Below are 24684 nucleotides of genomic sequence, written 5' to 3'. Positions count from 1 at the left end.
CCTGCCTTTACCGGTTTTTTCATTCATCACAACAATGCTTAAATTGTCATCTCTCTGTGGTAGATTCCTCGCGCATTTATGGGAACTCTCAGTCACTTATTCTTCATTTTTCTCTTTTGGCAAAAGTATTCAGCGACATGAAAAAGCAACGGAACGTTAACTTATTGTTGATGCTGGTGTTACTGGTGGCCGTCGGTCAGATGGCGCAAACCATCTACATTCCGGCGATTGCCGACATGGCAAAGGAATTAAACGTCCGCGAGGGCGCAGTACAGAGCGTAATGGCAGCTTACCTGCTGACCTATGGCGTTTCGCAGCTCTTCTACGGCCCGCTCTCCGACCGCGTCGGGCGTCGCCCGGTGATCCTGGTGGGCATGAGCATTTTCATGGTGGCGACCGTCATTGCGATGACCACCCATAACCTGACCGTATTGATTGCCGCCAGCGCCCTGCAGGGCGTCGGGACCGGCGTCGGCGGGGTGATGGCGCGAACCTTACCGCGCGATATGTATCAGGGTACCCAGCTGCGCCATGCCAACAGCCTGTTGAATATGGGCATTCTGGTCAGCCCGCTGCTGGCCCCGCTGATCGGCGGCCTGCTGGACACCATGTGGTCCTGGCGCGCCTGTTACGCCTTCCTGCTGGTGCTCTGCATGATTGTCACCTTCAGCATGGCGCGCTGGATGCCCGAAACGCGCCCGCAGGACGCGCCGCGCACGAAGCTTATCGCCAGCTATAAAACGCTGTTCGGCAACGGCGCGTTCACCTGCTACCTGCTGATGCTGATTGGCGGCCTGGCGGGTATCGCGGTGTTTGAAGCCTGCTCCGGCGTGCTGCTGGGCGCGGGGCTTGGCCTGAGCAGTATGGTGGTGAGCATTCTGTTTATTCTGCCGATCCCGGCGGCGTTCTTCGGCGCGTGGTTTGCCGGGCGACCAAACAAACGCTTCTCCACCCTGATGTGGCAGTCGGTGATCAGCTGTCTGCTGGCGGGTCTGATGATGTGGATCCCTGGGCTGTTTGGCGTGATGACCGTCTGGACGCTGCTCATCCCGGCGGCGCTATTCTTCTTCGGCGCGGGGATGCTGTTCCCGCTCGCCACCAGCGGCGCGATGGAGCCGTTCCCGTTCCTCGCAGGTACGGCGGGCGCGCTGGTGGGCGGTTTGCAGAACATCGGTTCCGGCGCGCTGGCCTGGCTCTCGGCGATGATGCCGCAGACCGGGCAGGCTAGTCTGGGGTTGCTGATGACGCTGATGGGGCTGCTGATTTTACTGTGCTGGCTGCCGCTGGCGTCGCGTGTCCCGCATCACGAGCAGCCGGTTTAACCGCATGATGGCCCGGCTTCTCGCCGGGCTTTTCACAGACAGGGGCGATCATCGCCTGCAACAACGGCTCTGGCGCAGGCCGCCAGGCGCCCTCTTCCCCGTCGTAAAACTGGAAATCCGCGTTAAGCGCATACGGGATTTTCGCCTTTTGCAGCTCGCAGGCCATAAAGGTAGCGAACGCTATTTGCGAGGCGGTTGGCGTAAAGCGGCTTGATTCTCCCACGCCCCAGCCCCCGACCCAGCTAACGTGCCCGGTTTTTTGCTGCCAGTGCAGCGCGGCATTGATGCGGTTACGGATTGCCGCTTTCTCCGCCGCCGTGCCGGACGTCCACGGGTATTTGCCGCCATTCTTCAGCGGCCCCCACGGGAAAATATGCCACTCCGCCAGCAGATAGTTTTGGCTGTGCGCGGGCAGCTTCAGGCTGGATAACTCCTCCGGCGCGGCACGCAGGCGTGGCGCGATGAAGATCATGCGCTGTGGGTCGATGTCGTGGATCGCTTTGATGGTTTTTTCATAGACGCGGTTTAACGACGCCAGATTGTGGTTAAGCTTGTCGGCGGGCTCATAAATGAGATCAAAACCCAGCAGCGGGTAGCTCTGACCGAAATAGTGCGCCACGGCAATCCACCAGTTGACCGTCTCTTTCTCGTTATCGGCTTTCGGGTCGTTTTTATATTCATCAGCCTGATACGCGACTATCGGGATCACGCCATACTGCTCGCAGGCTTCCACCAGCTTGCGCAGGTGGATCAGCCGCGCTTCCGTCGGCTCATCGGCGACGCGGATGCGCACGTGGGTAATGCCTTCAGCCCGAAAATCGCGTACCACCAGCGGGTCGAATTCACGTATGCCGCGCTCGGTGCGCGCCCAGTCCACATCCATCCCGACGCCCAGCTGCTGCGCATAATGGGCGGCCGTCAGCGGCGGCTCAGCGGCAATGGCCCAGCCGGAAGAGATCAGTAATGCACAGGCAATAAAAGGCTTTAACACGGTTTACCCTGGATAAATCGAAAGCATTACCTGTATTTAGCACGCTTTTTCACATTTGGTGTAGCGCGAAAGCGTAATAATTCTTCAACCTGCCAGTTCTCTCAGCCAGCCGATAAAGGCGTCAATTTTCGGCCACTGACGGCCAGAAAGCGTCGAAATATAGTAGTGCTGATGACATTTCAGGGTCTTGTCACCAAACGGAGCGATCAGTTCGCCCCGTTCAAGCCGTTTTTGCACCAGCCGCTTTCTGCCCATCGCGACGCCGACGTGATTAATGGCCGCAATGATCGCCAAATCGGAACGATCGAAACCAATGCCCGATGATGGCGGCATGTTCACCGCAAAGTGCTGCGCCCAGCTCAGCCACTCATCCGTACCGGAATCATTACTCCAGGCCTGACGGTCATGCAGCAGCGTACAGTGGTTGAGGTTATCGGGGTTTTTCAGCAGCTCATGCTCGCGGGCATACTGCGGCGAGCAGACGGGCAAAATCTCTTCGTCCATCAGGAAGTGGTGAGACAGATGATTTGGCGGCGTATCGTCGAAATAGAGCGCCAGATCGACACCCGTTCGCTGCATATTGACGTAATCATTACCGGTCAGGATGGTGAGCGAAATTGACGGATAGCGGCGGGTAAAGTCGCCCAGCGTGGGCACCAGCCAGCACTGGGCGATCGACGGCCGGGAGTAGACCGTCAGCGTGCCGGACAGCGCCTGGTTTTTGATGTCCAGGATCTCCTGATTCAGGGTGTCGAGGGACGATTTTAGCGTCCAGTAAACGCGCTTTCCCTCCTGCGTCAGCTCAACTTTACGGTGCGAACGGACAAACAGCTGAATACCCAGCTCCTCTTCCAGCAGATTAATGCGGTGGCTCACCGCGCTGGGGCTAAGCGACAGTTCCTCCGCCGCCAGCGCGAAGGATTCATGCCGGGCCGCCACTTCAAAGGTGTACATTTTCGACAGTTGCCAGCCGTTGAGCAGCCGGTTTCTGGCTTCATTTGTATCGGTCATCACAATTCTCACGCGTGGTTTCTGCGCTCAGCATACCGTTTAAGGGTGAATTTATGTGAACCTAATGCGAGTTAAGTGCGTTTTTTAGAGCGTAGTCACTCAGTTGATTCAATCTGGCTCACCTGAACGCCAATTTATATCGTTTGTCAGCCCACGCCGCTTTTTCGTCCAATACCCCCAGATGACATAAGGGTGAGGTGAGATATGGGATCTCAGGTCTGGGTTGTGGCAACGCTGCTGGTCAGCATTGTGTTGATTGTTTTAACCATCGTAAAACTGAAGTTTCACCCGTTCCTCGCGCTGCTGCTGGCGAGCTTTTTCGTCGGCGCAATGATGGGAATGAGCCCGCTGGATATGGTAAACGCCATTGAGAGCGGGATTGGCGGCACGCTGGGCTTCCTGGCGGCCGTGATTGGTCTTGGGACCATTCTCGGCAAGATGATGGAGGTTTCCGGCGCGGCAGAGCGCATCGGGATCGCCCTGCAGCGCTGTCGCTGGCTGTCAGCAGACGTGATTATGGTGCTGGTCGGCCTGATCTGCGGCATTACGCTGTTCGTGGAAGTGGGCGTGGTCCTGCTGATCCCACTGGCGTTTTCCATCGCCAAAAAGACCCACACGTCGCTGCTTAAGCTGGCCATTCCGCTCTGTACCGCGCTGATGGCGGTGCACTGCGTGGTGCCGCCGCATCCGGCCGCGCTGTTTGTGACCAATAAATTAGGGGCGGACGTCGGGACGGTAATCGTCTACGGCCTGCTGGTGGGCCTGATGGCCTCTCTGGTCGGCGGCCCGCTGTTCCTGAAACTGCTCGGCAATCGTCTGCCGTTTAAACCGGTTCCGGCGGAATTTTCAGACCTGAAGGTGCGGGAGGAGCATACCCTGCCGTCGCTGGGCGCCACGCTGTTCACGGTGCTGCTGCCGATTGCCCTGATGCTGGTGAAGACCATCGCCGAACTGAATATGGCAAAAGACGGCACGCTGTATACGCTGCTGGAGTTTATCGGCAACCCGATCACCGCGATGTTTATCGCCGTGTTTGTCGCCTACTACCTGCTGGGCATCCGCCAGCATATGGGCATGGGCGCGATGCTGACCCATACGGAGCACGGCTTTGGCTCTATCGCCAACATTTTGCTGATTATCGGCGCGGGCGGCGCGTTCAACGCCATCCTGAAAACCAGCGGACTGGCGGACTCGCTGGCGCATATTCTCTCGAACCTGCACATGCACCCTATTCTGCTGGCCTGGCTGGTGGCGCTGGTGCTGCATGCCGCCGTTGGCTCCGCCACGGTCGCGATGATGGGCGCCACGGCCATCGTCGCGCCGATGCTGCCGCTCTACCCGAACGTCAGTCCGGAGATCATCACCATTGCCATCGGTTCCGGCGCAATTGGCTGCACGATCGTCACCGACTCCCTCTTCTGGCTGGTGAAGCAGTACTGCGGCGCGACCCTGAATGAGACCTTCAAATACTATACGACGGCGACGTTTATCGCCTCGGTGCTTGCACTTGGCGGCACATTCCTGCTTTCTTTCATTATCTGAGCGCGAAGAGACGTATTATGGAAAACGCAACTATCACCACTTTAACCGCACAGTTTCCTCTGGTTGAGGATCTGATTGCCCTTAAAGAAACCACCTGGCTTAACCCGCGCACCACCACGCTGGCGGAAGGGCTGCCCTATGTCGGGCTGACCAAAGCCGACGTGGACGACGCCCATGCGCGACTCAACCGCTTCGCGCCGTATCTGGCGAAAGCCTTCCCGGAGACGGCGGCAACGGGTGGGATTATTGAATCCGAACTGGTCGCGATCCCGGCAATGCAGGCGCGGCTGGAGAAAGAATCTGCTAAGTCTATTCCCGGCACGCTGCTGCTGAAAAAAGACAGCCATCTGCCGATTTCCGGCTCGATTAAAGCGCGCGGCGGTATCTATGAGGTGCTGACCCACGCGGAAAAACTGGTTCTGGACGCCGGGTTGCTGAGCGTTGAGGATGACTACAGCGTCCTGCTGGAGCCGCGCTTTAAGGACTTCTTCAGCCAGTACAGCATTGCGGTAGGCTCAACCGGCAACCTGGGGATGTCCATCGGTATCATGAGCGCCCGCATCGGCTTTAAGGTGACGGTGCATATGTCCGCCGACGCCCGCGAGTGGAAGAAAGCCAAACTGCGCAGCCACGGCGTCATCGTCGTGGAATATGAGCAGGATTACGGCGTGGCGGTGGAGCAGGGACGCAAAGCGGCAGAAAGCGATCCGAACTGTTTCTTCATTGACGATGAAAACTCCCGCACCCTGTTCCTGGGCTACGCGGTGGCAGGCGAGCGGCTAAAGGCGCAGTTTGCCGCACAGGGCCGCGTGGTGGATGCCGATCATCCGCTGTACGTCTATCTGCCGTGCGGCGTCGGCGGCGGCCCTGGCGGCGTGGCGTTTGGCCTGAAGCTGGCCTTTGGTGACAACGTCCACTGCTTCTTCGCGGAGCCCACGCACTCCCCGTGCATGCTGCTGGGCGTCTACACCGGCCTGCACGACGAGATTGCCGTACAGGACCTGGGCATTGATAACGTAACGGCAGCGGACGGACTGGCGGTAGGACGCGCGTCTGGCTTCGTGGGCCGCGCCATGGAGCGCCTGCTTGACGGGTTCTATACGCTTTCCGATCAGAGCATGTACGACATGCTCGGCTGGCTGGCGCAGGAGGAAGGCATTCGGCTGGAACCGTCCGCGCTGGCGGGCATGGCCGGACCGCTGCGCGTGCCTTCAGATGCCAGCGTTACCCACCTGGTGTGGGCGACCGGCGGCGGCATGGTGCCGGAAGACGAGATGGCGAAGTATCTGGCGAAAGGGAAGTAATTATGCCGGGTGGCGGCTGCGCCTTACCCGGCCTACGGTTCGCGGCAGTTGTAGGCCCGGTAAGGCGTAGCCGCCACCGGGCTTTATAAGCTCACAATTTGCTGAATGTGAGTCACTGCGAAGAGTAAAGACAGAGACAGCACGGCCAGGGCGATCAGGAACTTATCCCGCACCGCCTTCGGCTGCACAACATCCTCTTTTGCCACGTCCATCAGGTTACGACTGCGGGTATAGCGCCATAAAACGATCGCCACCAGCGCCAGCACAACAAGCGAGATCCAGAACGGCACCCCGGTGCGGTGCCAGTTGTGCTTAATCGCCAGGGCAATCAGCGCACCATACCCCAGCAGCGTGCGCAGCCAGGCGAGTGACGTCCGCTCCGGCTGCAGGCCGGGGTCCGCTTCGCGTCGCGCTTTGCGGCTATCCGCCATAGAACACCAGCACCATCACCACGCCCGCCACCGCCAGCAAAATCGCGCTGATGATGAATAACCCACGCGTATAGGGCAGATCCTGCTTCAAACGCATCGCCTTCTCATTGCGCAGCCAGCGCAGGTAGCCGTAAATTGCCAGCACGCCCGCGAACAGGCACAGCAGCAGCGCCAGCACCTCGCGAATCAGCGGGGTGGCGAAATCAGGCGCGAGCTGGTCGAGCCCCACCCCGGCGGCAAGGAATCCCAGCGCGGTGCGGATCCACGCTAAAAACGTGCGTTCATTAGCCAGCGAGAAGCGGTAGTCCGGCGCTTCGCCGAGGCGGGAAATTTTCATGAAGGTTCCTTGTCGTGCAACGGGCAGGCTTCAGCATAGCGTAAATCGACAAGGACAAGGAGACCGGCATCGGGCGATGCCGGTCGGGACGATCAGTGCAGCTCCGGCCAGAACCCCTTATTGGCCTCGATCAAGTCATCCAGAATCGCTTTCGCGACCGACGCGCTCGGCACGGTTTTCGACAGGGTAATCGCCTGCCAGAGTTTCTGGTACGAGCGCTGCTCCCAGGCATCCACCACCAGTTTTTCCACCGCCACCTGCTGGCTCATCAGCCCTTTCTGGAAGTGCGGAATATCGCCCACCGTGAGCGGCTCCGGTCCGTTATGGCCTACCAGGCACGGGATCTCCACCATCGCGTCGGCATCAAAGTTATGGATGGCCCCGTTGTTTGGCACAATCAGCAGCATCCGCTCCTGGGTGTTAAAGGCAATGGCGGTCGCCAGATCGACGATGTACGACGCATGTTCGTCGATTTCCAGCTCACCGGCGGAGGATTTTCCTGCCTCGATAATCGCCCGGCAGGAACTGAACACGTGCTTCTCACGGTGATCCATGACCTCATTTGCGCGAGTGCGTTCCGGGTTGGAATGCGCGACCACGTAGTCCGGGAACAGATAATACTTCAGGTAGGTGTTCGGCATGGTGTCCGGATCCAGCGCCTGCACGTCTTTTGCTTTAGCGAACGTATCGTTCCAGCTCGCCTCGGTGTGAGCGTTGTCAGAAGGCGGGACATAACCGTTTTTCGCCACGTATTCGCGCAGCTTCGGCATCAGATCGTTGCCGTTCAGGTCTTCAATTGACGTCCACCAGCCGAAATGGTTCAGGCCGTAGTAGCGCACGCGCATCTCTTTGCGGTCTTTCAGGCCGACAATCTGTGCCATGCGCCCTTCGATGCCGATCGGCATATCGCAGATGTTGAGGATTTTGGCGTTCGGACGCAGGCGGCGCGTGGCTTCCGCGACAATCGCCGCCGGGTTGGAGTAGTTCAGCATCCACGCGTTTGGGGAGTACTGCTCCATGTAATCCACCAGCTCCAGCACGCCGCCGATAGAGCGCATGCCGTAGGCAATCCCGCCCGGGCCGCAGGTTTCCTGGCCCAGCACGCCGTGGCGCAGCGGGATTTTTTCATCTTTTTCGCGCATCGGGTATTTGCCCACGCGGATATGCGCCATCACGAAATCGACATCGCTAAAGGCCGCTTTCGGATCGGTGGTGTAGCTGAATTCAATCTCCGGCGCCTGCTCCTTAAGGATGATTTTGCACGCTTCGGCGATGGTCTCCTGACGCGCGCCGTCGTTGTCATAGAACTTCAGCGCGCGCAGCGGGAAACGGTCACGGTTGGCTAACAGCATCAGGACGATACCAGGCGTAAAGGTGCTGCCGCCGCCTGCAATGACAACTGAGAATTTTTTCATGATATAGCCTCTGTCAGGGTGGTTTGTTCATTCGTTAAGGGGGTTTTCATCAGCGATTCCAGCTGGTCGCGCACCTGAGGAACGTGCAGGCCGACAATCACCTGAATGCCGTTGCCGCGTCGCACCACGCCGTGGGCGCCGAGGGCTTTGAAGACGTCATCGCTTTGCGTTTTCGCCATATCGACCAGGGCGATGCGCAGGCGGGTGGCGCAGTTGTTGATGCTTTCGATGTTCGCCGCGCCGCCGAGCGCCTGCAGGAATCCGGCGGCCTGCCCGACCTGCTGGCTGGCCGCGGCCGGGGCAGTGGTTTGCCCGCGCGCCGCCTTATAGTCGGCCTTGCTGTAGAGCTTGATTTCGCTCTCCTCCCGGCCCGGGGTTTTCAGGTTCAGACGTGCAATCAGCGTTTTGAAGACCACGAAGTAAATTCCGGTGAAGCAGACGCCAATGCCGATCTGGGTGAAGACCGTCGCGGCGTGGTTATGGAACATCGGGATCCAGTTTTGCGGCAGGAACTGGTCCAGCAGGCCTCCGCCCATGTTCCCGACCACGCCGAAGGTGTACATCACCGTCGCCATGGTCGCCGCCAGCACGGCGTGAACGGCAAACAGCAGCGGCGAGATAAACAGGAAGGTGAATTCGAGCGGTTCGGTAATGCCCACCAGCACCGCGGTAAGCGTGGCCGGGACCAGCAGCCCCGCGACCTTGACGCGGTTTTCCGGCGACGCGGTGTACCAGATCGCCAGCGCAATCCCGACCGAGCCGAACACTTTTGAGTTACCGTGCAGGGCGAAGCCGCCTTCCGGGAAGAGGGTTTTCAGCGGCAGGGTGCTCTGGCTGAATTCCTGCAGATGCTGCGCCCAGTAGACCTGAATCCCACCTTCCACCGCCGCCGGGCCGAAGATGAACGGACCGTAGACGAAGTGGTGCAATCCGGTTGGGATCAGAATGCGTTCCAGGAAGGTATAGACCCACACGCCCAGCGCCCCGGCAGAGCGCAGGAACGCCTGCAGGGACTCAATGCCCATCTGCACTTTCGGCCAGCCCAGCAGCGTCAGCCAGGCGCAGGGGATCATGACGAAGAACGCGAGGATAACGACAAACGAGCTGCCCTGGAAAATCCCCAGAAACACCGGCAGCGGCTTGTCAAAATAGCGGTTATGGATGGCGGTGACGATGCCTGAAATCACGATTGCACCGATGATGCTGGTATCGAGCGTTTTGATGCCGGCAATCATCGCCAGCCCGCTACCGGCCGTCGGTTCGGCGGAGAAGTCGACGCCAAAGAAGTGGCCCCAGGTCATCCCCATCGCGTTGATGAAGTAGTTCCAGGTCAGGAAGCTAATCAGCACCGCCAGACAGGCACGGCCCTGGGCCTGCTTCGCCAGGCCAATCGGCAGGCCGACGGCAAAAATCAGCGGCATATTGCGGAACACCGCCCAGCCGCCCTCTTCAATGATGTGAACAATCTGCGCGAAAAGATGATCGGGGGCCGTTAAGGCTTCGCCGACAAACAGCGGGTTGCGAAGCATGATGGCGATTCCCACCACGATCCCGGCGAACGGAAACAGCAACACCGGGGTAAACATGGCACCGCCAAAACGTTGTATTTGACTGAGCATTTTTAAATCCTCATGAAACAACCTGTAGGGGTAGAGGCCTTTATGGTTTTTTGCTGGCCTGAGGTGAGCATAAGAACTTACTGATGCGCGAACATGGCGTGCCGCTGCGATTCGTGATCGCATTCATGGTTTTATTTTGACCAATCAGGTCTACTTTTTGCGGTAAATATGGACATGTCAGGACGCCATCCACGCCCTGATAAGGGCAGAGAGGTCTACTGGTGATCTACAAATCCATTGCTGACAGATTGCGGCTGCGGCTGAATTCGTCGGACTACAACATCGGCAGTCCGCTGCCGGGCGAGAAAGCGCTGGCGCAGGAGTTCGGCGTGGCGCGAATGACCATCCGCAAGGCGCTGGATCTGCTGGTGAGCTGGGGGCTGGTTGAACGGCGGCACGGCAGCGGCACGTTTGTGTCACGCAAAGACGTTCACCACGAAACCACCAACCTGACCGGGCTGGTGGAGGTGTTGCGTCAGCAGGGAAAAGAAGTGCAGAGCAAGGTGCTGCAGTTCGAAGTGATGCCCGCCCCGCCCGCCATCGCCAGCCAGCTGCGAATTCAGGTGGATGAGCGGATCTACTTTTCCCGACGGGTGCGCTACGTGGACGGAAAGCCGCTGATGCTGGAGGACAGTTTTATGCCGGTGAAGCTGTTTCGCAATCTGTCGCTGGCGCATCTTGAAGGGTCAAAGTTTGATTACATAGAGAAGGAGTGCGGGATCACCATCAGCGGCAACTACGAGAGCCTGACGCCGGTGCTGGCCGATAAGCAGCTGGCGGGTTATATGAACCTGCCGGAACAGACGCCGCTGCTGCGTATCACCTCCCTTTCCTACAGCGATAGCGGCGAGTTCCTCAATTATTCCGTGATGTTCCGCAATACCAGTGATTACCAGGTGGACTACCATCTGCGGCGCATCCACCCGGACGACCTGCTAGCCCATCCCCCAGAACAGCACCGCCAGTAGCTGCGGGGTGATGATGCGCAGGAACATCACCAGCGGGTAGACGGTGGCATAGGAGAGCGCTGCCGCGCCGCTGGTGGTGTGCAGGTTGTTGGCAAAGGCCAGCGCGGGCGGATCGGTCATGGAGCCCGCCAGCATGCCGCACAGCGTCAGGTAGTTCATTTTGGCGAACATCCGCGCCAGTATGCCCACCGTCAGCAACGGAATCGCCGTGATAAAGATGCCGTAGCCGACCCAGCTCATCCCTTCGCCTTTGATCAGCGTATCGACGAAATCCCCGCCGGACTTCAGCCCGACCACCGCCAGGAACAGCACGATGCCCAGCTCGCGCAGCGCCAGGTTGGCGCTCGGCGGCATAAACCAGTAGAGCTTACCGATGCAGCCGATACGCCCGAGGATCAGCGCCATAATCAACGGCCCGCCCGCCAGGCCCAGCTTGAGCGCCACCGGGAAACCCGGCACGTACAGCGGGATGGAGCCAAGGAGTACGCCAAGTCCAATACCGATGAACACCGGCAACATCTGCACCTGCTGCAGCTTCTGCTGGGCGTTACCCACCATATCCGCCACGGCGTCGATGGACGAGGGGCGACCGACCAGGTTGAGGATATCCCCGAACTGCAGGCTGGCCTCGGGGCTAGCGACCAGCTCGACACCCGCACGGTTGAGGCGGGAGATCACCACGTCATAGCGCTCTTTTACCTGCAGATCGCGTATTTTTTTGCCAAGGACGTGCTCGTTAGTCACCACAACGCGCTCCACCCGCATATCGGTGCCGCGCGTGGAGAGCGAGGTATCCACTTCCTGACCAATCACCAGACGGGCGTTGTTCAAATCGCCGGGCTGGCCAACCAGGTGCAACAGATCGCCTTGCTGAATGATGGTGCCGGGCGCGGGCACCATCAGCATATCGTCGCGCTTAAGGCGGGAGCAGATAATATTGGCGCTGTTCAGGATAGGCACGTCCTGAATCGCCATATTGTTCAGGTTGGGGTTATCAACCCGAATGTTGATGGTTTTGATCGGCATATGGCCGTTGGTAAGCGTGGTTTCGTGGTCCTTTGCCTCTTTATCGACGTTAATGCGAAACAGGACGCGGACCAACCACATGGAGAGCAGAATGCCGCAAATGCCAAACGGATAGGCCATGGCGTAGCTCATCCCCATCTGGTCGACGATGCCGGGTTCGATGCCCAAATCGCGCAGGATTTGCTGCCCGGCACCGAGCGCGGGCGTGTTGGTGACCGCCCCGGAGAAAATGCCCAGCACTACGGGCAGCGGGATAGCAAAGATTTTATGCAGAATGGCGGTGACCAGCCCGCCCATCACCACAATGCCGAGGGCAAACAGGTTGAGCCGTAAGCCGGAAACACGAAGAGAGGCGAAAAAACCCGGCCCCACCTGAATCCCGATGGTATAAACGAACAGGATCAGGCCGAACTCCTGAGTAAAGTGGAGCATTTCGGCGCTCAGCACCAGCCCGAGCTGGTCGGCAAAGTGGCCGACAAAAATGCCGCCAAACAGCACCCCGCCTATCCCAAACCCGACGCCGCGGATTTTGATATTCCCTATCCACAGGCCAACAACAGCGACCAGGGCCAACACGCTGACGGTTAACGCGATATCACTCATGATCCACTTCCTTGGCATAACCTTAGTTATGCTAAGGATTCTCTCAGAGCCGTGGGCGGTTGTATGGGCGATGGCGCACAAAAAAGCCCTGCCGGGGCAGGGCCTTGTGCGGTCTGTGAGCGATGTCGGGTGGCGGCTGCGCCTTACCCGACCTACAGGTTCGGCGGGCTTGTTAACTGTTTAACGCCGGCCGGTCGCTAATGGCGATACGCTGTGGCGCGATGGCTTCCGGCACGTTACGGGTCAGGTCAATATGCAGCAGCCCGTTGGTAAACATTGCGCCGGAGACGTCCATATGGTCTGCCAGGGTAAAGCTCAGGCTAAACGGCTGATTAACCAGCCCCTGATGCAGCCATTTGGTCTCGGTCTCTTGTTTCTCCGGCGTACCTTTCACGGTCAGACGCGTGCCTTCGAGCTGGATATCCAGATCCTCCTGACGGAAGCCGGCCAGCGCCAGGGTGATGCGATAGTGGTTATCGTCGCTTTTTTCGATGTTGTACGGCGGAAACGTCTGTTGCTCAGCGGTGTTTTGCAGGGCATTAGCCAGTTTGTCAAAACCAATCCACTGACGAAGTAAGGGGGATAAATCATAGTTACGCATACTAAATCTCCTTCTGAGAAGCGAGTTCGGCACAGTTTAATTTTGTGCGCAGTTGTTCCTGCAAATCCGGATGGATTCGCATATGCTCCCGTTACGGCAAGCAAGTCTGGGTGGGCCGCTCGCGCGACCCGCATAATTAGTTAATTTCGATACGACGCGGTTTTTTCTCTTCCGGAATCACACGTTCCAGTTCGATAAACAGCAGGCCGTTGACCAGGTTCGCGCCTTTCACGTGAATGTTCTCGGCTAACTGGAACTTGCGTTCAAAGTTGCGCTCAGCGATGCCCTGGTAAAGGTAGGTACGTTCTTTCTGCTCGGCCGTATGGGAACCTTTCACCACCAGCAGGTTGTCCTGTGCGGTGATCTCCAGTTCGTTTTCTGCAAAACCAGCGACGGCAATGGCGATGCGGTAGTGGTTTTCATCAACCAGCTCAACATTGTATGGAGGGTAGCCGTTGCTCTGGCTTTGGTTATTTTCTAAATGGTTAAACAGGCGGTCAAAACCAATTGCAGAACGGTATAGCGGAGAAAGATCGAAGTTACGCATAAATAAAACTCCTGAAATCAGCGAGAAAATTAAGCCTTCCACCATGGACAGGCCTTTGCGCCCCCGAACACCCATCAGGCGAGTTCGTTATCGGGTCGTATTCTTAAAATGGGTCTGCAACCGCGCTTTTCAAGCGCGACGACTGCACTTTTTTTTGCACTTTCCTGCATCTCGCTTAGACTGGGACAACAGCACAAAGGGTTAAATTGCGATGGCTGCCACAGTGCGGGGTTATCGGGCTATCCATTTTGGTTAAGGCTCGTTATAACCCTGAGTTGCAGGTCTATGCAGTGCCATTAACGATGACTGAGTGATGATGAAAAATGTTCTGATAAAGCTGACGACGTTCAGCGGGGTTGTTTTACTTTGCGGGTGTTCGAGCGTGATGTCTCACACCGGCGGTAAAGAAGGAACATATCCGGGGACGCGTGCCAGTGCGGCGATGATCTCCGATGACGATACAAACTGGGGCACCAAATCCCTGGTTATCCTGGATATGCCGTTTACGGCTGTGGCGGATACGCTTTTGCTGCCGTGGGATATGTTTCGTAAGGACAACTCCGTGCGCTCACGGGTAGAAAAAAGCGAGCAGGAGAATCTGGCGACAAACGCCGTTATCCCGCCCGCTGACATGCCTCCACGCTAGTTCTGCGCGGTTTCCGTTAACCAAAGTTGACGGAAACCCCCTGTCTCTTCCATCCACGCGATAAAGCGCCCGTCCGGGGAAAACACGACGGCATCAGCAGACGGCGGATTGCCGTGATCGGACGTCAAAAACGTCACCTCTCCAGTCTGCGCGTCACAGCAGGCGATCCGGTTTTCGAGCACAAACCCCAGTCGGTCACCCGCCGGATGCCAGTTAAACGCAGACTGAATACCGCTCGCGGTCTGCGTCAGCTGGCGCGGCTCGCCGCCCTCAGGCGAGATCAGCCACAGCTGCACAATGCCGTTATCGTCGCGCATCAGAAACGCGATCTGCGTTCCCTGCGGGTTGCTGCGAACCCAGTGACGCGGCACGTTCGCCAGACCCGGATAAGCCCTCTGATGCGTAAAGGTCAAACGACGCTGCTTCACCCCAGCAGGCGGAGCTGGCAGGGTCTCTGCCGTGCCCTGCAGCGGCGCATCGCCCGCACGCTTCCAGCCCTGCTCGTCTTCCGGCAGGTCGACGATAAACAGTTCCGGGACTTTTTCGCCCTGCGCAGAGAGGGTATCGCCGATAAACGCCAGCCTGGTGTTGCCCACCCAGCCCTCTTCATAGGCGCGGTTAATCTCGTCGCTGCCCGGCTGCGGGTTGGGCGTCGTGCGGCTGACCAGCACGCTCCAGTAAGTCCCCGGGTATTCACGAGGATGGTTTCCCGGCGGATTCACCGGGCCATAAGGCGCCGCCACGCCGACGTTGCGTAAATCAAGCTTCGCATCGCGCACGTGCAGCACGTGGTCGTTATAGGTAAAGCTGACGAGCTGGCCGTTCGGGCTGAAGACATGGACGTGGCTGCCGCCGCGCAGCGCGCCAGGGGTGTACGGCGAAGTGATATCCATCGCGTCCAGGTTGCTCACCTGACCGTGATGCGCAATCACCCCCTGACGATGATGAAAATCGTAGTGCCAGTCTGCATCCGGGTTTTTCGGACCGTGGATGAAGACGTATTTCTCCTCCGCGGGATGAACGGTCACCACGCCAACGTGCGCGCCGTCAGTGGCGCGATAAACCACGTCTACCTCGCCCGTGCCGACATTGACCCGCTCGATGGTTTCTCCGGTGAACGATGCACCTGACGGGCGTACGTCATAGACCAGCCACTGGCTGTCCGGCGTCCAGGTGTTGATGTTGGTCAGCTGGTGGTTGCGGGAAGCGAAGGTGATTTGTTTCATGAGGATACCCTGATGCGCAGTTATCGCATCAGGGTATAGCAAGCGGGTGTTTAGTTCAGCACAAACTTCTCAATGGCGTAAGCCACGCCGTCTTCGAGGTTAGATTTGGTGACAAAATTAGCCACTTCTTTCACCGACGGAATGGCGTTATCCATCGCCACGCCCATGCCCGCAAATTCAATCATCGCGATGTCGTTTTCCTGGTCGCCCAGCGCCATGATTTCGTCCGGCTTGATGCCCAGCGCGTCGGCCAGCGATTTCACGCCGGTGCCTTTATTGACGCGTTTATCGAGGATTTCAAGGAAGTACGGCGCACTTTTCAGCACGGTGTATTTCTCTTTCACCTCGGCCGGAATGCGCGCAATCGCTTTATCCAGGATCTCCGGCTCGTCGATCATCATCACTTTCAGGAACTGGGTTGCCGGATCCATTTTCTCGGCTTCACAGAACACCAGCGGAATGGTCGCCACGTAGGATTCATGTACCGTGTAGTAGCTGATATCACGGTTGGCGGTATAAAGCGTATTGCGATCGAGGGCGTGGAAGTGGGAGCCCACTTCACGGGACAGTTTTTCCAGGAACCGGTAGTCATCGTAGCTCAGCGCGGTTTGCGCAACCGTACTGCCATCCGCGGCTTTCTGTACCAGCGCGCCGTTATAGGTGATGCAGTAGTCGCCAGGCTGATTCATATGCAGCTCTTTCAGGTAGCTGTGCACGCCCGCATACGGACGCCCCGTAGTGAGGACCACATTCACACCCTTGGCGCGTGCCGCGGCGATCGCGTTCTTAACGGCTGGAGAGATAGTGTGGTCTGGCAGCAACAGCGTGCCGTCCATATCGATTGCAATAAGTTTGATAGCCATGAGTTCCCCGGGATAAATGAGTGCTGCCTCATGCTAACGCGATTAAGCACACAAAAATAGAGCTATATTGCGCAACAAAAGCCCCCTTTTACGCTTCTCCCGGGGAATAAAGACCTACTCGCGGGTGAGAACGATTTTACCAAATGCACCGCGATCCAGATGCTCAAGTGCCTGTTCAAGCTCATTAAAACGGTAGCGATGCTCAATCACGGGTTTCAGTCCGGTGACATCAACAGCGCGGACGAAATCTTCCAGCGCCCTGCGGTGTCCTACACCGATCCCCTGAATGACGGGAGATTTCAGCAACAGTTCGCCAGCAGAGAGCGAAATGTCAGTGCCGGCCAGCACGCCAATGACCGAGATACGTCCATGAACGGCAACGGCGCGCAGGGAGTGCTTCAGGTTCTCCCCGCCCACGGTTTCAATAATATGGTCGATACCGCGATCCTGCGTCAGTGCCAGCGTATTTTCAGCCCAGTCGCCTTTCAGGCGGTTGATGCCCTGGCTGGCCCCCAGTTTTTTGGCCAACGCCAGCTTTTCATCGCTCCCCGAGGTGACAAATACCTCTGCGCCGTGCGCTTTGGCAATTTGCAGGGCGAAAATCGCCACGCCGCCCGTCCCCTGTACCAGCACCGATTGCCCGGCGCGCAGCTGGCCGCGTTCCACCAGCGCGAACCAGGCGGTAAGCCCTGCACAGGGTAAGGTGCTGGCCTCTGCGTCATCCAGGGTTTCCGGCGATGCCGCCAGCGCGTCTTCCTTCACAATCACATACTCGGCCAGCATTCCCTGGAAGTATCCGCCGGACGTTCTATAGGGCAAATTGCGCGCGTCCGCCTGCGGTTTACCGTCGATCCACTCCGGGAAGAAGGTTGAGATAACGCGAGCGCCGGGCTGGAAACGCGTGACGCCTTCACCAACGCTGTCTACGACGCCCGCCATGTCAGACGCCGGGGTAAACGGGAAGGAGAGCGGAATCGGCATCGTGCCTTCAATCACCATTTTATCGCGATAGTTGAGCGCAACGGCATTCACCCGCACGCGTACTTCACCCGGGCCTGGCTGTGGAATGGGCTCCTGAGTGAGTGTGAGGCTCTCGCGCCCGAGGGCGTTCATCGTCCAGCGTTGCATTGTCTGTGTCATTTCTCTCTCCTGCGATCAAATAAGCTTCAGTACCGACAGTCTAGCGTTGACTCTTCGTCACCAGTGGCGATAAGTTTTCTCTTTATTGATGCCTGAATGGATACAATCCATGACCGATACGCTGAAAGATATTCCTGTTTTTGTCGCTGCCGTGGAGGCAGGAAGCTTTGCACAGGCCGCAGTTCGCCTGCACCTGTCGCGCTCGGCGGTGGGAAAAAGCATTGCTCGCCTTGAGGAACGCCTCGGAGTACGGCTCTTTCAACGCACCACACGCAGCCAGCGGCTGACCGATAACGGCGCCCTGTTCTACGAGCGCTGCCTGCGCGCGCTGGAGGAGATTCGGGGCGCAGAGTCGCTGCTTGAAACAGGGAAACAGCAGGTCAGTGGCCGCCTGCGTGTTGCCATGCCGGTGCTCTTTGGTCGCCAGTGCGTCGCGCCGCTGCTGATTGAACTGGCGCAGGAACACCCTGGGCTTGAGCTTGAAATGTCGTTCAGCGACCGCGTGGTGGATCTGGTGGAGGAAGGGTTTGATATGGCGGTGCGTAACGGCACGCTGCAGGACAGCAGCGTGCTGGTCGCCAGAAAGCTGGGGGAACACCGCATGGTGCTATGTGCCGCGCCGGATTATCTGCAGAAGAAAGGCCAGCCGCAAAGCGTGGCTGACTTACCCCATCATACGGCCATTAACTATCTGCGCGCAGGCAGAGTCCTCTCCTGGCAACTGATGGATAATGAGGGGACCTCGCACAGTTTTACTCCCCGTTCATCACTCAATATGGATGATTTGCAGGCCATCTGCGACGCGGCGCTGACCGGGCACGGCATTGCCTGGCTCCCCTGCTGGATGGCCGTTAAAGAAATCCATCAGGGAAAACTCGTCCCGCTCCTGAAGCAGGCGCCGGATGTCCATTTTGACGTCCATGCGGTCTGGCAGCAGACGCCGCACCTGCCGCTGAGGGTAAGAATGGCCATAGACACGCTGGCGAGCCGTTTACCGTCCGTGATGTCGCTGGATATGCCTACGCCCATAAAAAAGCCGCGCTAAAAGCGCGGCCAGTTATCGTGCGGTATCACATCGATTAAATATCGATATTTGCCGCTTTCAGGGCGTTCTCTTCGATGAAGGCACGACGTGGTTCAACCGCATCGCCCATCAGGGTGGTGAACAGCTGGTCTGCAGCAATCGCGTCTTTAACGGTAACGCGCAGCATGCGACGGCTTTCCGGATCCATGGTGGTTTCCCACAGCTGCTCCGGGTTCATTTCGCCCAGACCTTTATAGCGCTGGATCGCGAGGCCGCGACGGGACTCTTTCACCAGCCAGTCCAGCGCCTGCTCGAAGCTGGCTACCGGCTGACGACGTTCGCCACGTTCGATGAACGCATCGTCTTCGATCAGGCCGCGCAGCTTCTCGCCGAGTGTGCAGATGCGACGGTATTCCGGACCGGTCACAAATTCGTGCTCCAGCGGGTAGTCGGTGTCGACGCCGTGGGTACGCACGCGAACGATCGGCTCGAACTGATGATCGGCGTTCTGCTGAACATCGCATTTCCACTGGCTGCCGTGCTGCTCTTTCTCGTTCAGATCGGTCACCAGGGCGTTCACCCAGCGGGTGACGGTCTGCTCGTCGCTCAGATCGGCTTCGGTCAGGGTTGGCTGATAAACCAGCTCCTTCAGCAGCGTTTTCGGATAACGGCGTTCCATACGCGTAATCATTTTCTGCGTGGCGTTGAACTCGGACACCAGCCGCTCCAGCGGCTCACCGGCCAGTGCAGGAGCGTGCGAGTTCGCGTGCAGGGTCGCGCCATCAAGTGCGATCGCGATTTGGTACTGATCCATCGCTTCGTCATCTTTGATGTACTGTTCCTGCTTGCCTTTCTTCACTTTGTACAGCGGCGGCTGGGCAATATAGACGTGGCCACGTTCAACGATTTCAGGCATCTGACGATAGAAGAAGGTCAACAGCAGCGTACGAATGTGCGAGCCGTCGACATCCGCATCGGTCATGATGATGATGCTGTGGTAGCGCAGTTTGTCCGGGTTGTACTCGTCACGGCCGATGCCGCAGCCCAGCGCGGTGATGAGCGTCGCCACTTCCTGAGAAGAGAGCATCTTGTCGAAGCGCGCCTTCTCAACGTTGAGAATTTTACCCTTCAGCGGCAGAATCGCCTGGTTCTTACGGTTACGGCCCTGCTTCGCAGAACCGCCCGCGGAGTCCCCTTCCACAAGGTACAGTTCGGACAGCGCCGGGTCGCGTTCCTGGCAGTCAGCCAGCTTGCCCGGCAGGCCGGCTAAGTCCAGCGCGCCTTTACGACGGGTCATTTCACGGGCTTTACGCGCCGCTTCACGGGCACGCGCCGCATCGATAATTTTGCCCACCACGATTTTCGCGTCGGACGGGTTTTCCAGCAGGTATTCGCTCAGCAGTTCGTTCATCTGCTGCTCAACCGCCGATTTCACCTCAGAAGAGACCAGCTTGTCTTTGGTCTGTGAGGAGAACTTCGGATCCGGCACCTTCACGGAGACAACGGCAATCAGGCCTTCACGGGCATCGTCACCGGTGGCGCTGACTTTCGCTTTCTTGCTGTAGCCTTCTTTGTCCATGTAGGCGTTCAGGGTACGGGTCATCGCCGCACGGAAGCCTGCAAGGTGAGTACCACCGTCACGCTGTGGAATGTTGTTGGTGAAGCAGTAGATGTTTTCCTGGAAACCGTCGTTCCACTGCAGCGCCACTTCCACGCCGATACCGTCTTTTTCGGTGGAGAAGTAGAAGATATTCGGGTGAATAGGCGTTTTGTTCTTGTTCAGATACTCAACGAACGCCTTGATACCGCCTTCGTAGTGGAAGTGGTCTTCTTTGTTGTCACGCTTGTCGCGCAAGCGAATCGAGACGCCGGAGTTCAGGAACGACAGTTCACGCAGGCGTTTCGCCAGGATGTCGTACTCGAACTCGGTGACGTTGGTGAAGGTTTCGAGGCTCGGCCAGAAACGCACCATGGTACCGGTTTTGTCGGTGTCGCCCGTAACGGCCAGCGGTGCCTGCGGCACGCCGTGCGTATAGAGCTGACGGTGGATTTTGCCTTCGCGCTGGATAACCAGCTCCAGCTTCTGCGACAGGGCGTTTACTACCGAAACACCCACGCCGTGCAGGCCGCCGGAAACTTTATAGGAGTTATCGTCGAACTTACCGCCTGCGTGCAGGACGGTCATGATCACTTCCGCCGCAGAGACGCCCTCTTCCGGGTGAATACCGGTTGGGATGCCACGACCGTCATCGGTGACGGAGACGGAGTTATCCGCATGGATGGTGACCACGATGTCTTTACAGTGACCCGCGAGCGCTTCGTCGATAGCGTTATCTACCACCTCGAATACCATGTGGTGCAGACCGGTGCCGTCATCCGTGTCGCCGATATACATACCCGGGCGCTTACGCACCGCATCCAGCCCTTTCAGGACTTTGATACTGGAGGAGTCATAAGAATTCGACATCAACGTTTCTCGCTCATTTCAACTTGGGTTAATCCGTTATTTTACCCTTTTCCACGGTAAACATCTTCGAATTTTCGTCCGACATGTCTATAACGTGTTCAGCGCTTATCGCGCTGACGAAAACCTGCGACTGCGTGGCTTTTAAGCGGCTGGCAAGCAGCCCGCGCCGCGCGTCGTCAAGTTCCGAGGCAAAATCATCTATCAGGTACAGGCAGCGTCGCCCGCTCTCGCGGGTAAGAAACTCCCCCTGTGCCAGGCGTAGCGCACACATCAGGAGCTTGAGCTGCCCGCGCGACAGCGTGTCTTCCACCGGCGCACCGTCAGCACGAATGCGGAAATCCGCCTTGTGCGGGCCGTGCGCGGTGTAGGTCAACATGCGGTCGCGCTCGAAGCTTCTCTCTAACACCTCGGCATAGTCCGTCTCTTTCTCCCAGCCGCGCTGGAAGGAGAAGGTGAGAGAGAACTCGGGTAAAAACTGTTTGCAGGTGTCGGCCATGTCTTCGGCGATACCTGCGCTGTATTCGGCACGCCAGCGGCTGATCTGTTCCGCGAGAGGGATTAACTCCATGTCCCACGGACGCAGCTGGGCGTAGCGCGTCACCTGACGCAGTGCGGCGTTACGCTGCTTGAGCAGACGCTTCAGGTTGCTCCAGGCGTTAAAGAATCCGGCTTCGTTGTGAAAGCATCCCCAGTCGAGGAACGCTCTTCTGTATTTGGGGCCGCCGTTGAGTAAAGTAAACCCCTCGGGCGTGATCAGCTGCATCGGCATCAGCAGCGCCAGCTCGGCCACCTTGTGACCGTCGGTACCGTCGATGCGCACCTTGCTGTCGCCCTGCTTGTCTTTGGTCAGGCCGATGGCGGTCTCCCGCTCCTCGCCCTGTAAACGCCCGTGCAGAACAAAGGATTCCTGCTCGTGGCGAATGACGCGACCAATCTGCAAACTGCGAAACGCCCGGCCGTGGCCGAGCGTATAGATGGCTTCCAGCACGCTGGTTTTGCCGCTGCCGTTCGCGCCAACCAGGAAGTTAAAGCCAGGGGATAAAGCGAGATCCGCGCTCTCGATGTTGCGAAAGTCGCGGATCAACAGACGGGTGAGCGACATTACAGTCTCATTGGCATGACAACATAGGCAGCCGACTGTGATGCGGCATCTTCAATCTGTACGCTCGAAACGGAGTCGGTCAGCAGGATGCGCACGTTCTCGCATTTCAGCGCATTCAGCACATCCAGCACGTAGCTAACGTTGAAGCCGATTTCCATCTCAGCCCCGGCGTAGGTGACGTCCAGAATCTCTTCTGCCTCTTCCTGCTCCGGGTTGTTGGCGGTGATTTTGATCTGGTTTTCACTCACATACAGACGCACGCCGCGGAATTTCTCGTTAGAGAGAATGGCCGCACGTGCAAACGCCTGCTTGAGGCTATCGCAACCGGCTTCCAGCGTTTTGTCCGGGTTCTTCGGCAATACGCGGCGATAATCCGGGAAACGGCCGTCAACCAGCTTCGATGTGAAGACAAAGTCGCCCACGTGGGCGCGGATGTTATTGCTGCCGATCTGCACGCGCAGCGGCGTGTCGCCACCGTCGAGCATACGCATCAGCTCAATCACCCCTTTACGCGGCACGATCACCGAATGGTTTGGCAGTGAGTCGCCAATCGGCATGGAACAGACCGCCAGACGGTGGCCGTCGGTCGCCACGGTACGCAGCTCTTCACCTTCGGTTTCGAACAGCATGCCGTTTAAGTAGTAACGAACGTCCTGATGCGCCATGGAGAACTGCGTGGCTTCAATCAGACGCTTCATCGTCGCCTGCGGCAGGGTAAATTCCACTTCGCTCTGCCAGTCGTCCAGGTTCGGGAAGTCCGCAGCAGGCAGCGTGGAGAGCGAGAAACGGCTGCGGCCAGAGCGTACCAGCATACGGTCGCCTTCCAGCTGCACGGCGATTTCAGCGCCTTCCGGCAGCCCGCGGCAGATATCAAAGAATTTACGTGCCGGAACCGTGGTCGCGCCCGCGTCGTGCGGCTGCGTCAGCGTAACGCGCGCGATCATTTCCATTTCCAGATCTGTACCGGTCAGCGACAGCGTACCGTCCGCGACCTGAAGCAGCAGGTTTCCGAGAATAGGCAGCGTTGGGCGGCCGCCTAATGGGCCACTCACCTGTTGCAGCGGTTTTAATAAATGTTCACGTTCAACGGTAAATTTCATAGCGTCACGATGATAATGTTCTGATTAGATTGGAAAAATCTTCTTTTATGTCGTGGCTTTCTTCGCGTAACTGCTCAATCTTGCGACAAGCGTGCAGCACGGTCGTATGGTCACGGCCACCAAACGCATCCCCGATTTCCGGCAGACTGTGGTTGGTTAACTCCTTTGCCAGCGCCATCGCCATCTGACGCGGACGCGCCACCGAGCGGGAACGACGTTTAGACAGTAAATCTGCCACTTTGATCTTGTAGTACTCAGCCACCGTCTTTTGAATATTGTCGATAGTGACCAGTTTTTCCTGCAATGCCAGCAAATCGCGCAGCGCTTCACGCACAAAATCGATGGTGATCGCACGACCGGTGAAGTTGGCATTGGCGATAACGCGGTTCAGTGCCCCCTCCAGCTCGCGCACGTTGGAGCGCAGACGCTTGGCAATGAAGAACGCCACTTCACCCGGCAGGCGAATGTCGTTTTCATCGGCTTTCTTCATCAGGATCGCGACGCGGGTTTCCAGCTCCGGTGGCTCGATCGCCACGGTCAGGCCCCAGCCGAAGCGGGATTTCAGACGATCTTCAACGCCGTTGATCTCTTTTGGATAACGATCCGAGGTCAAAATGATCTGCTGATTACCTTCCAGCAGGGCGTTGAAGGTGTGGAAAAATTCTTCCTGCGATCGTTCTTTGTTGGCAAAGAACTGAATGTCATCGATCAGCAGCGCGTCAACGGAACGATAGTAGCGTTTAAACTCTTCGATCGCATTGTTTTGCAGGGCTTTTACCATGTCCTGAACGAAGCGCTCGGAGTGCATATACACCACTTTGGCATTGGGCTTGCGCGCCATAATGCCGTTGCCTACCGCATGAAGAAGGTGCGTTTTACCCAGACCCGTGCCGCCATACAGAAACAGCGGGTTGTAGGCCCCACCAGGGTTATCAGCAACCTGGCGAGCCGCCGCGCGCGCCAGCTGGTTCGACTTACCTTCAACGAAGTTATCGAACGTGTGTTTCACGTTTACGTTAGAGCGGTAGGTTGGCTCAGCCGGTGCGGGAACATTATCCCAGCCCTGACGAGCGGGTGCGACGCGAGGGGCCGGAACAGGAGCGGCCTGAGCAGGCGCTGCGACGTTCACGGTTTCACGAACGGTTTGGGTGACCGGCTTTGTACCCACTTCAAAGCGCAGCTGTGGGGCATCTGACCCGCAGAAATCGTTCAGCAGTCCATTGATGTTATTAAGGTATTTGTCCCTTACCCAATCGAGCACAAAACGGTTTGGCGCATACAAAGCCAGCGTGTTATCGCTCAGTTCCGCCTGCAACGGGCGGATCCACATACTGAATTCTGTGGCTGGTAACTCATCCTGCAATCGGGCAAGACACTGCTGCCAAAGCGAAAGTGACAC

General features: G+C 58.0%; 22 protein-coding genes and 1 other annotated feature. Of the genes, 6 read left to right on the top strand and 16 right to left on the bottom strand.

The annotated features are described in order from the left end of the window. Positions 1-137: 137 nt before the first annotated feature. On the top strand, positions 138-1322 hold the full coding sequence (gene emrD, locus KGP25_RS00110) for a multidrug efflux MFS transporter EmrD (protein WP_032676063.1): 1185 nt from the start codon (positions 138-140) through the stop codon (positions 1320-1322). Here emrD and KGP25_RS00105 read toward each other — a convergent pair. Then, positions 1225-2313: a cellulase family glycosylhydrolase gene (locus tag KGP25_RS00105; RefSeq protein WP_223539738.1), complete on the bottom strand. Its 1089-nt coding sequence runs from the start codon at positions 2311-2313 to the stop codon at positions 1225-1227. The genes emrD and KGP25_RS00105 overlap by 98 nt on opposite strands. Positions 2314-2397: 84 nt before the next feature. Further along, positions 2398-3324 (bottom strand): DNA-binding transcriptional regulator DsdC, encoded by a 927-nt coding sequence (gene dsdC, locus KGP25_RS00100; protein WP_223539737.1) that lies wholly within the window; start codon positions 3322-3324, stop codon positions 2398-2400. A gap of 204 nt (positions 3325-3528) precedes the next feature. Here dsdC and dsdX point away from each other — a divergent pair, with 204 nt between their 5' ends. Both dsdX and dsdA read left to right on the top strand, forming a co-directional pair. After that, positions 3529-4866 carry a D-serine transporter DsdX gene (dsdX, locus tag KGP25_RS00095; RefSeq protein ID WP_024907381.1) on the top strand — a complete coding sequence of 446 codons (1338 nt, stop codon included), beginning with the start codon at positions 3529-3531 and terminating at the stop codon, positions 4864-4866. A gap of 17 nt (positions 4867-4883) precedes the next feature. Further along, positions 4884-6170, top strand: coding sequence for a D-serine ammonia-lyase (gene dsdA / locus KGP25_RS00090; RefSeq protein ID WP_223539736.1), 1287 nt, complete (start codon positions 4884-4886; stop codon positions 6168-6170). An 83-nt stretch (positions 6171-6253) separates the two neighbouring features. Here the strand turns inward: dsdA and KGP25_RS00085 are convergent, their stop codons facing one another. The 4 genes from KGP25_RS00085 to KGP25_RS00070 all read right to left on the bottom strand — a co-directional run bounded on the left by KGP25_RS00085 (position 6254) and on the right by KGP25_RS00070 (position 9972). Further along, complete coding sequence (locus KGP25_RS00085) at positions 6254-6601, bottom strand: DUF202 domain-containing protein (RefSeq protein WP_048030328.1); 348 nt, start codon at positions 6599-6601, stop codon at positions 6254-6256. Continuing rightward, positions 6591-6938: a YidH family protein gene (locus KGP25_RS00080; protein ID WP_023618305.1), complete on the bottom strand. Its 348-nt coding sequence runs from the start codon at positions 6936-6938 to the stop codon at positions 6591-6593. Before KGP25_RS00080 ends, KGP25_RS00085 begins: the two co-directional genes overlap by 11 nt. Before the next feature lie 92 nt (positions 6939-7030). Then, positions 7031-8353 carry a 6-phospho-alpha-glucosidase gene (locus KGP25_RS00075; protein ID WP_045909367.1) on the bottom strand — a complete coding sequence of 441 codons (1323 nt, stop codon included), beginning with the start codon at positions 8351-8353 and terminating at the stop codon, positions 7031-7033. After that, positions 8350-9972 carry an alpha-glucoside-specific PTS transporter subunit IIBC gene (locus tag KGP25_RS00070; RefSeq protein ID WP_024907386.1) on the bottom strand — a complete coding sequence of 541 codons (1623 nt, stop codon included), beginning with the start codon at positions 9970-9972 and terminating at the stop codon, positions 8350-8352. Before KGP25_RS00070 ends, KGP25_RS00075 begins: the two co-directional genes overlap by 4 nt. Positions 9973-10193: 221 nt before the next feature. Here KGP25_RS00070 and KGP25_RS00065 point away from each other — a divergent pair, with 221 nt between their 5' ends. Beyond that, positions 10194-10940 carry a GntR family transcriptional regulator gene (locus KGP25_RS00065; RefSeq protein ID WP_023618235.1) on the top strand — a complete coding sequence of 249 codons (747 nt, stop codon included), beginning with the start codon at positions 10194-10196 and terminating at the stop codon, positions 10938-10940. Here the strand turns inward: KGP25_RS00065 and KGP25_RS00060 are convergent. From KGP25_RS00060 to ibpA, 3 genes are all read right to left on the bottom strand, one after another. Then, the gene (locus KGP25_RS00060) at positions 10908-12569 is read right to left on the bottom strand and encodes a putative transporter (RefSeq protein WP_111967621.1); all 1662 of its coding nucleotides are present in this window, start codon (positions 12567-12569) and stop codon (positions 10908-10910) included. The genes KGP25_RS00065 and KGP25_RS00060 overlap by 33 nt on opposite strands. 172 nt (positions 12570-12741) lie before the next feature. Further along, on the bottom strand, positions 12742-13170 hold the full coding sequence (gene ibpB / locus KGP25_RS00055) for a small heat shock chaperone IbpB (RefSeq protein ID WP_223539735.1): 429 nt from the start codon (positions 13168-13170) through the stop codon (positions 12742-12744). Between the two features lie 136 nt (positions 13171-13306). After that, a complete protein-coding gene (gene ibpA / locus KGP25_RS00050) occupies positions 13307-13717 on the bottom strand; it encodes a small heat shock chaperone IbpA (protein WP_008500162.1) in 411 nt (136 codons plus the stop codon). Next, positions 13711-13782 (bottom strand) — a sequence feature (ROSE (Repression Of Heat Shock gene Expression) occurs in the 5'-region of heat shock genes and acts as an RNA thermometer to modulate expression.). It overlaps the preceding gene by 7 nt. 248 nt (positions 13783-14030) lie before the next feature. Here ibpA and KGP25_RS00045 point away from each other — a divergent pair. Continuing rightward, the gene (locus KGP25_RS00045; protein WP_032662055.1) at positions 14031-14363 is read left to right on the top strand and encodes a YceK/YidQ family lipoprotein; all 333 of its coding nucleotides are present in this window, start codon (positions 14031-14033) and stop codon (positions 14361-14363) included. Here KGP25_RS00045 and KGP25_RS00040 read toward each other — a convergent pair. The 3 genes from KGP25_RS00040 to KGP25_RS00030 form a co-directional block, all read right to left on the bottom strand. Then, positions 14360-15589, bottom strand: coding sequence for a DUF3748 domain-containing protein (locus tag KGP25_RS00040; protein ID WP_223539734.1), 1230 nt, complete (start codon positions 15587-15589; stop codon positions 14360-14362). The two genes, KGP25_RS00045 and KGP25_RS00040, sit on opposite strands and share 4 nt — an antisense overlap. 50 nt (positions 15590-15639) lie before the next feature. Then, on the bottom strand, positions 15640-16452 hold the full coding sequence (gene yidA, locus KGP25_RS00035) for a sugar-phosphatase (protein ID WP_008500165.1): 813 nt from the start codon (positions 16450-16452) through the stop codon (positions 15640-15642). Positions 16453-16566: 114 nt separating this feature from the next. Then, on the bottom strand, positions 16567-17592 hold the full coding sequence (locus KGP25_RS00030; protein ID WP_167214814.1) for an NAD(P)-dependent alcohol dehydrogenase: 1026 nt from the start codon (positions 17590-17592) through the stop codon (positions 16567-16569). A 109-nt stretch (positions 17593-17701) separates the two neighbouring features. Between KGP25_RS00030 and KGP25_RS00025 the strand changes: the two genes are divergently transcribed. Further along, positions 17702-18637, top strand: coding sequence for a LysR family transcriptional regulator (locus KGP25_RS00025; protein ID WP_223539733.1), 936 nt, complete (start codon positions 17702-17704; stop codon positions 18635-18637). A 34-nt stretch (positions 18638-18671) separates the two neighbouring features. On the opposite strand, the gene gyrB is transcribed toward KGP25_RS00025, so the two are convergent. Genes gyrB through dnaA form a run of 4 tightly spaced genes read right to left on the bottom strand, consistent with a single transcriptional unit; the run spans position 18672 to position 24684 of the window. After that, the gene (gene gyrB / locus KGP25_RS00020; RefSeq protein WP_048030320.1) at positions 18672-21083 is read right to left on the bottom strand and encodes a DNA topoisomerase (ATP-hydrolyzing) subunit B; all 2412 of its coding nucleotides are present in this window, start codon (positions 21081-21083) and stop codon (positions 18672-18674) included. Positions 21084-21111: 28 nt separating this feature from the next. Further along, entirely contained in the window at positions 21112-22185 is a 1074-nt protein-coding gene (gene recF / locus KGP25_RS00015) for a DNA replication/repair protein RecF (RefSeq protein WP_048030318.1), read from the bottom strand. Continuing rightward, on the bottom strand, positions 22185-23285 hold the full coding sequence (gene dnaN / locus KGP25_RS00010; protein WP_008500170.1) for a DNA polymerase III subunit beta: 1101 nt from the start codon (positions 23283-23285) through the stop codon (positions 22185-22187). Before dnaN ends, recF begins: the two co-directional genes overlap by 1 nt. Before the next feature lie 4 nt (positions 23286-23289). Next, complete coding sequence (gene dnaA, locus KGP25_RS00005) at positions 23290-24684, bottom strand: chromosomal replication initiator protein DnaA (RefSeq protein ID WP_039267117.1); 1395 nt, start codon at positions 24682-24684, stop codon at positions 23290-23292.

The organism is Enterobacter sp. JBIWA003, assembly GCF_019968825.1.
Taxonomy (GTDB): Bacteria; Pseudomonadota; Gammaproteobacteria; order Enterobacterales; family Enterobacteriaceae; genus Enterobacter; species Enterobacter quasiroggenkampii.
This window is presented reverse-complemented; position numbering and strand designations above follow the sequence as displayed.

What these genes read in the sequence shown, in the direction of transcription:
- KGP25_RS00070 (WP_024907386.1), bottom strand. Translation starts at nt 9,972, where the DNA reads ATGCTCAGTCAAATACAACGTTTTGGCGGTGCCATGTTTACCCCGGTG.
- KGP25_RS00075 (WP_045909367.1), bottom strand. Translation starts at nt 8,353, where the DNA reads ATGAAAAAATTCTCAGTTGTCATTGCAGGCGGCGGCAGCACCTTTACG.
- KGP25_RS00040 (WP_223539734.1), bottom strand. Translation starts at nt 15,589, where the DNA reads ATGAAACAAATCACCTTCGCTTCCCGCAACCACCAGCTGACCAACATC.
- ibpB (WP_223539735.1), bottom strand. Translation starts at nt 13,170, where the DNA reads ATGCGTAACTATGATTTATCCCCCTTACTTCGTCAGTGGATTGGTTTT.
- recF (WP_048030318.1), bottom strand. Translation starts at nt 22,185, where the DNA reads ATGTCGCTCACCCGTCTGTTGATCCGCGACTTTCGCAACATCGAGAGC.
- dsdC (WP_223539737.1), bottom strand. Translation starts at nt 3,324, where the DNA reads ATGACCGATACAAATGAAGCCAGAAACCGGCTGCTCAACGGCTGGCAA.
- KGP25_RS00060 (WP_111967621.1), bottom strand. Translation starts at nt 12,569, where the DNA reads ATGAGTGATATCGCGTTAACCGTCAGCGTGTTGGCCCTGGTCGCTGTT.
- emrD (WP_032676063.1), top strand. Translation starts at nt 138, where the DNA reads ATGAAAAAGCAACGGAACGTTAACTTATTGTTGATGCTGGTGTTACTG.
- KGP25_RS00030 (WP_167214814.1), bottom strand. Translation starts at nt 17,592, where the DNA reads ATGACACAGACAATGCAACGCTGGACGATGAACGCCCTCGGGCGCGAG.
- dsdX (WP_024907381.1), top strand. Translation starts at nt 3,529, where the DNA reads ATGGGATCTCAGGTCTGGGTTGTGGCAACGCTGCTGGTCAGCATTGTG.
- gyrB (WP_048030320.1), bottom strand. Translation starts at nt 21,083, where the DNA reads ATGTCGAATTCTTATGACTCCTCCAGTATCAAAGTCCTGAAAGGGCTG.
- ibpA (WP_008500162.1), bottom strand. Translation starts at nt 13,717, where the DNA reads ATGCGTAACTTCGATCTTTCTCCGCTATACCGTTCTGCAATTGGTTTT.
- KGP25_RS00080 (WP_023618305.1), bottom strand. Translation starts at nt 6,938, where the DNA reads ATGAAAATTTCCCGCCTCGGCGAAGCGCCGGACTACCGCTTCTCGCTG.
- dsdA (WP_223539736.1), top strand. Translation starts at nt 4,884, where the DNA reads ATGGAAAACGCAACTATCACCACTTTAACCGCACAGTTTCCTCTGGTT.
- KGP25_RS00045 (WP_032662055.1), top strand. Translation starts at nt 14,031, where the DNA reads ATGATGAAAAATGTTCTGATAAAGCTGACGACGTTCAGCGGGGTTGTT.
- dnaN (WP_008500170.1), bottom strand. Translation starts at nt 23,285, where the DNA reads ATGAAATTTACCGTTGAACGTGAACATTTATTAAAACCGCTGCAACAG.
- yidA (WP_008500165.1), bottom strand. Translation starts at nt 16,452, where the DNA reads ATGGCTATCAAACTTATTGCAATCGATATGGACGGCACGCTGTTGCTG.
- KGP25_RS00025 (WP_223539733.1), top strand. Translation starts at nt 17,702, where the DNA reads ATGACCGATACGCTGAAAGATATTCCTGTTTTTGTCGCTGCCGTGGAG.
- KGP25_RS00085 (WP_048030328.1), bottom strand. Translation starts at nt 6,601, where the DNA reads ATGGCGGATAGCCGCAAAGCGCGACGCGAAGCGGACCCCGGCCTGCAG.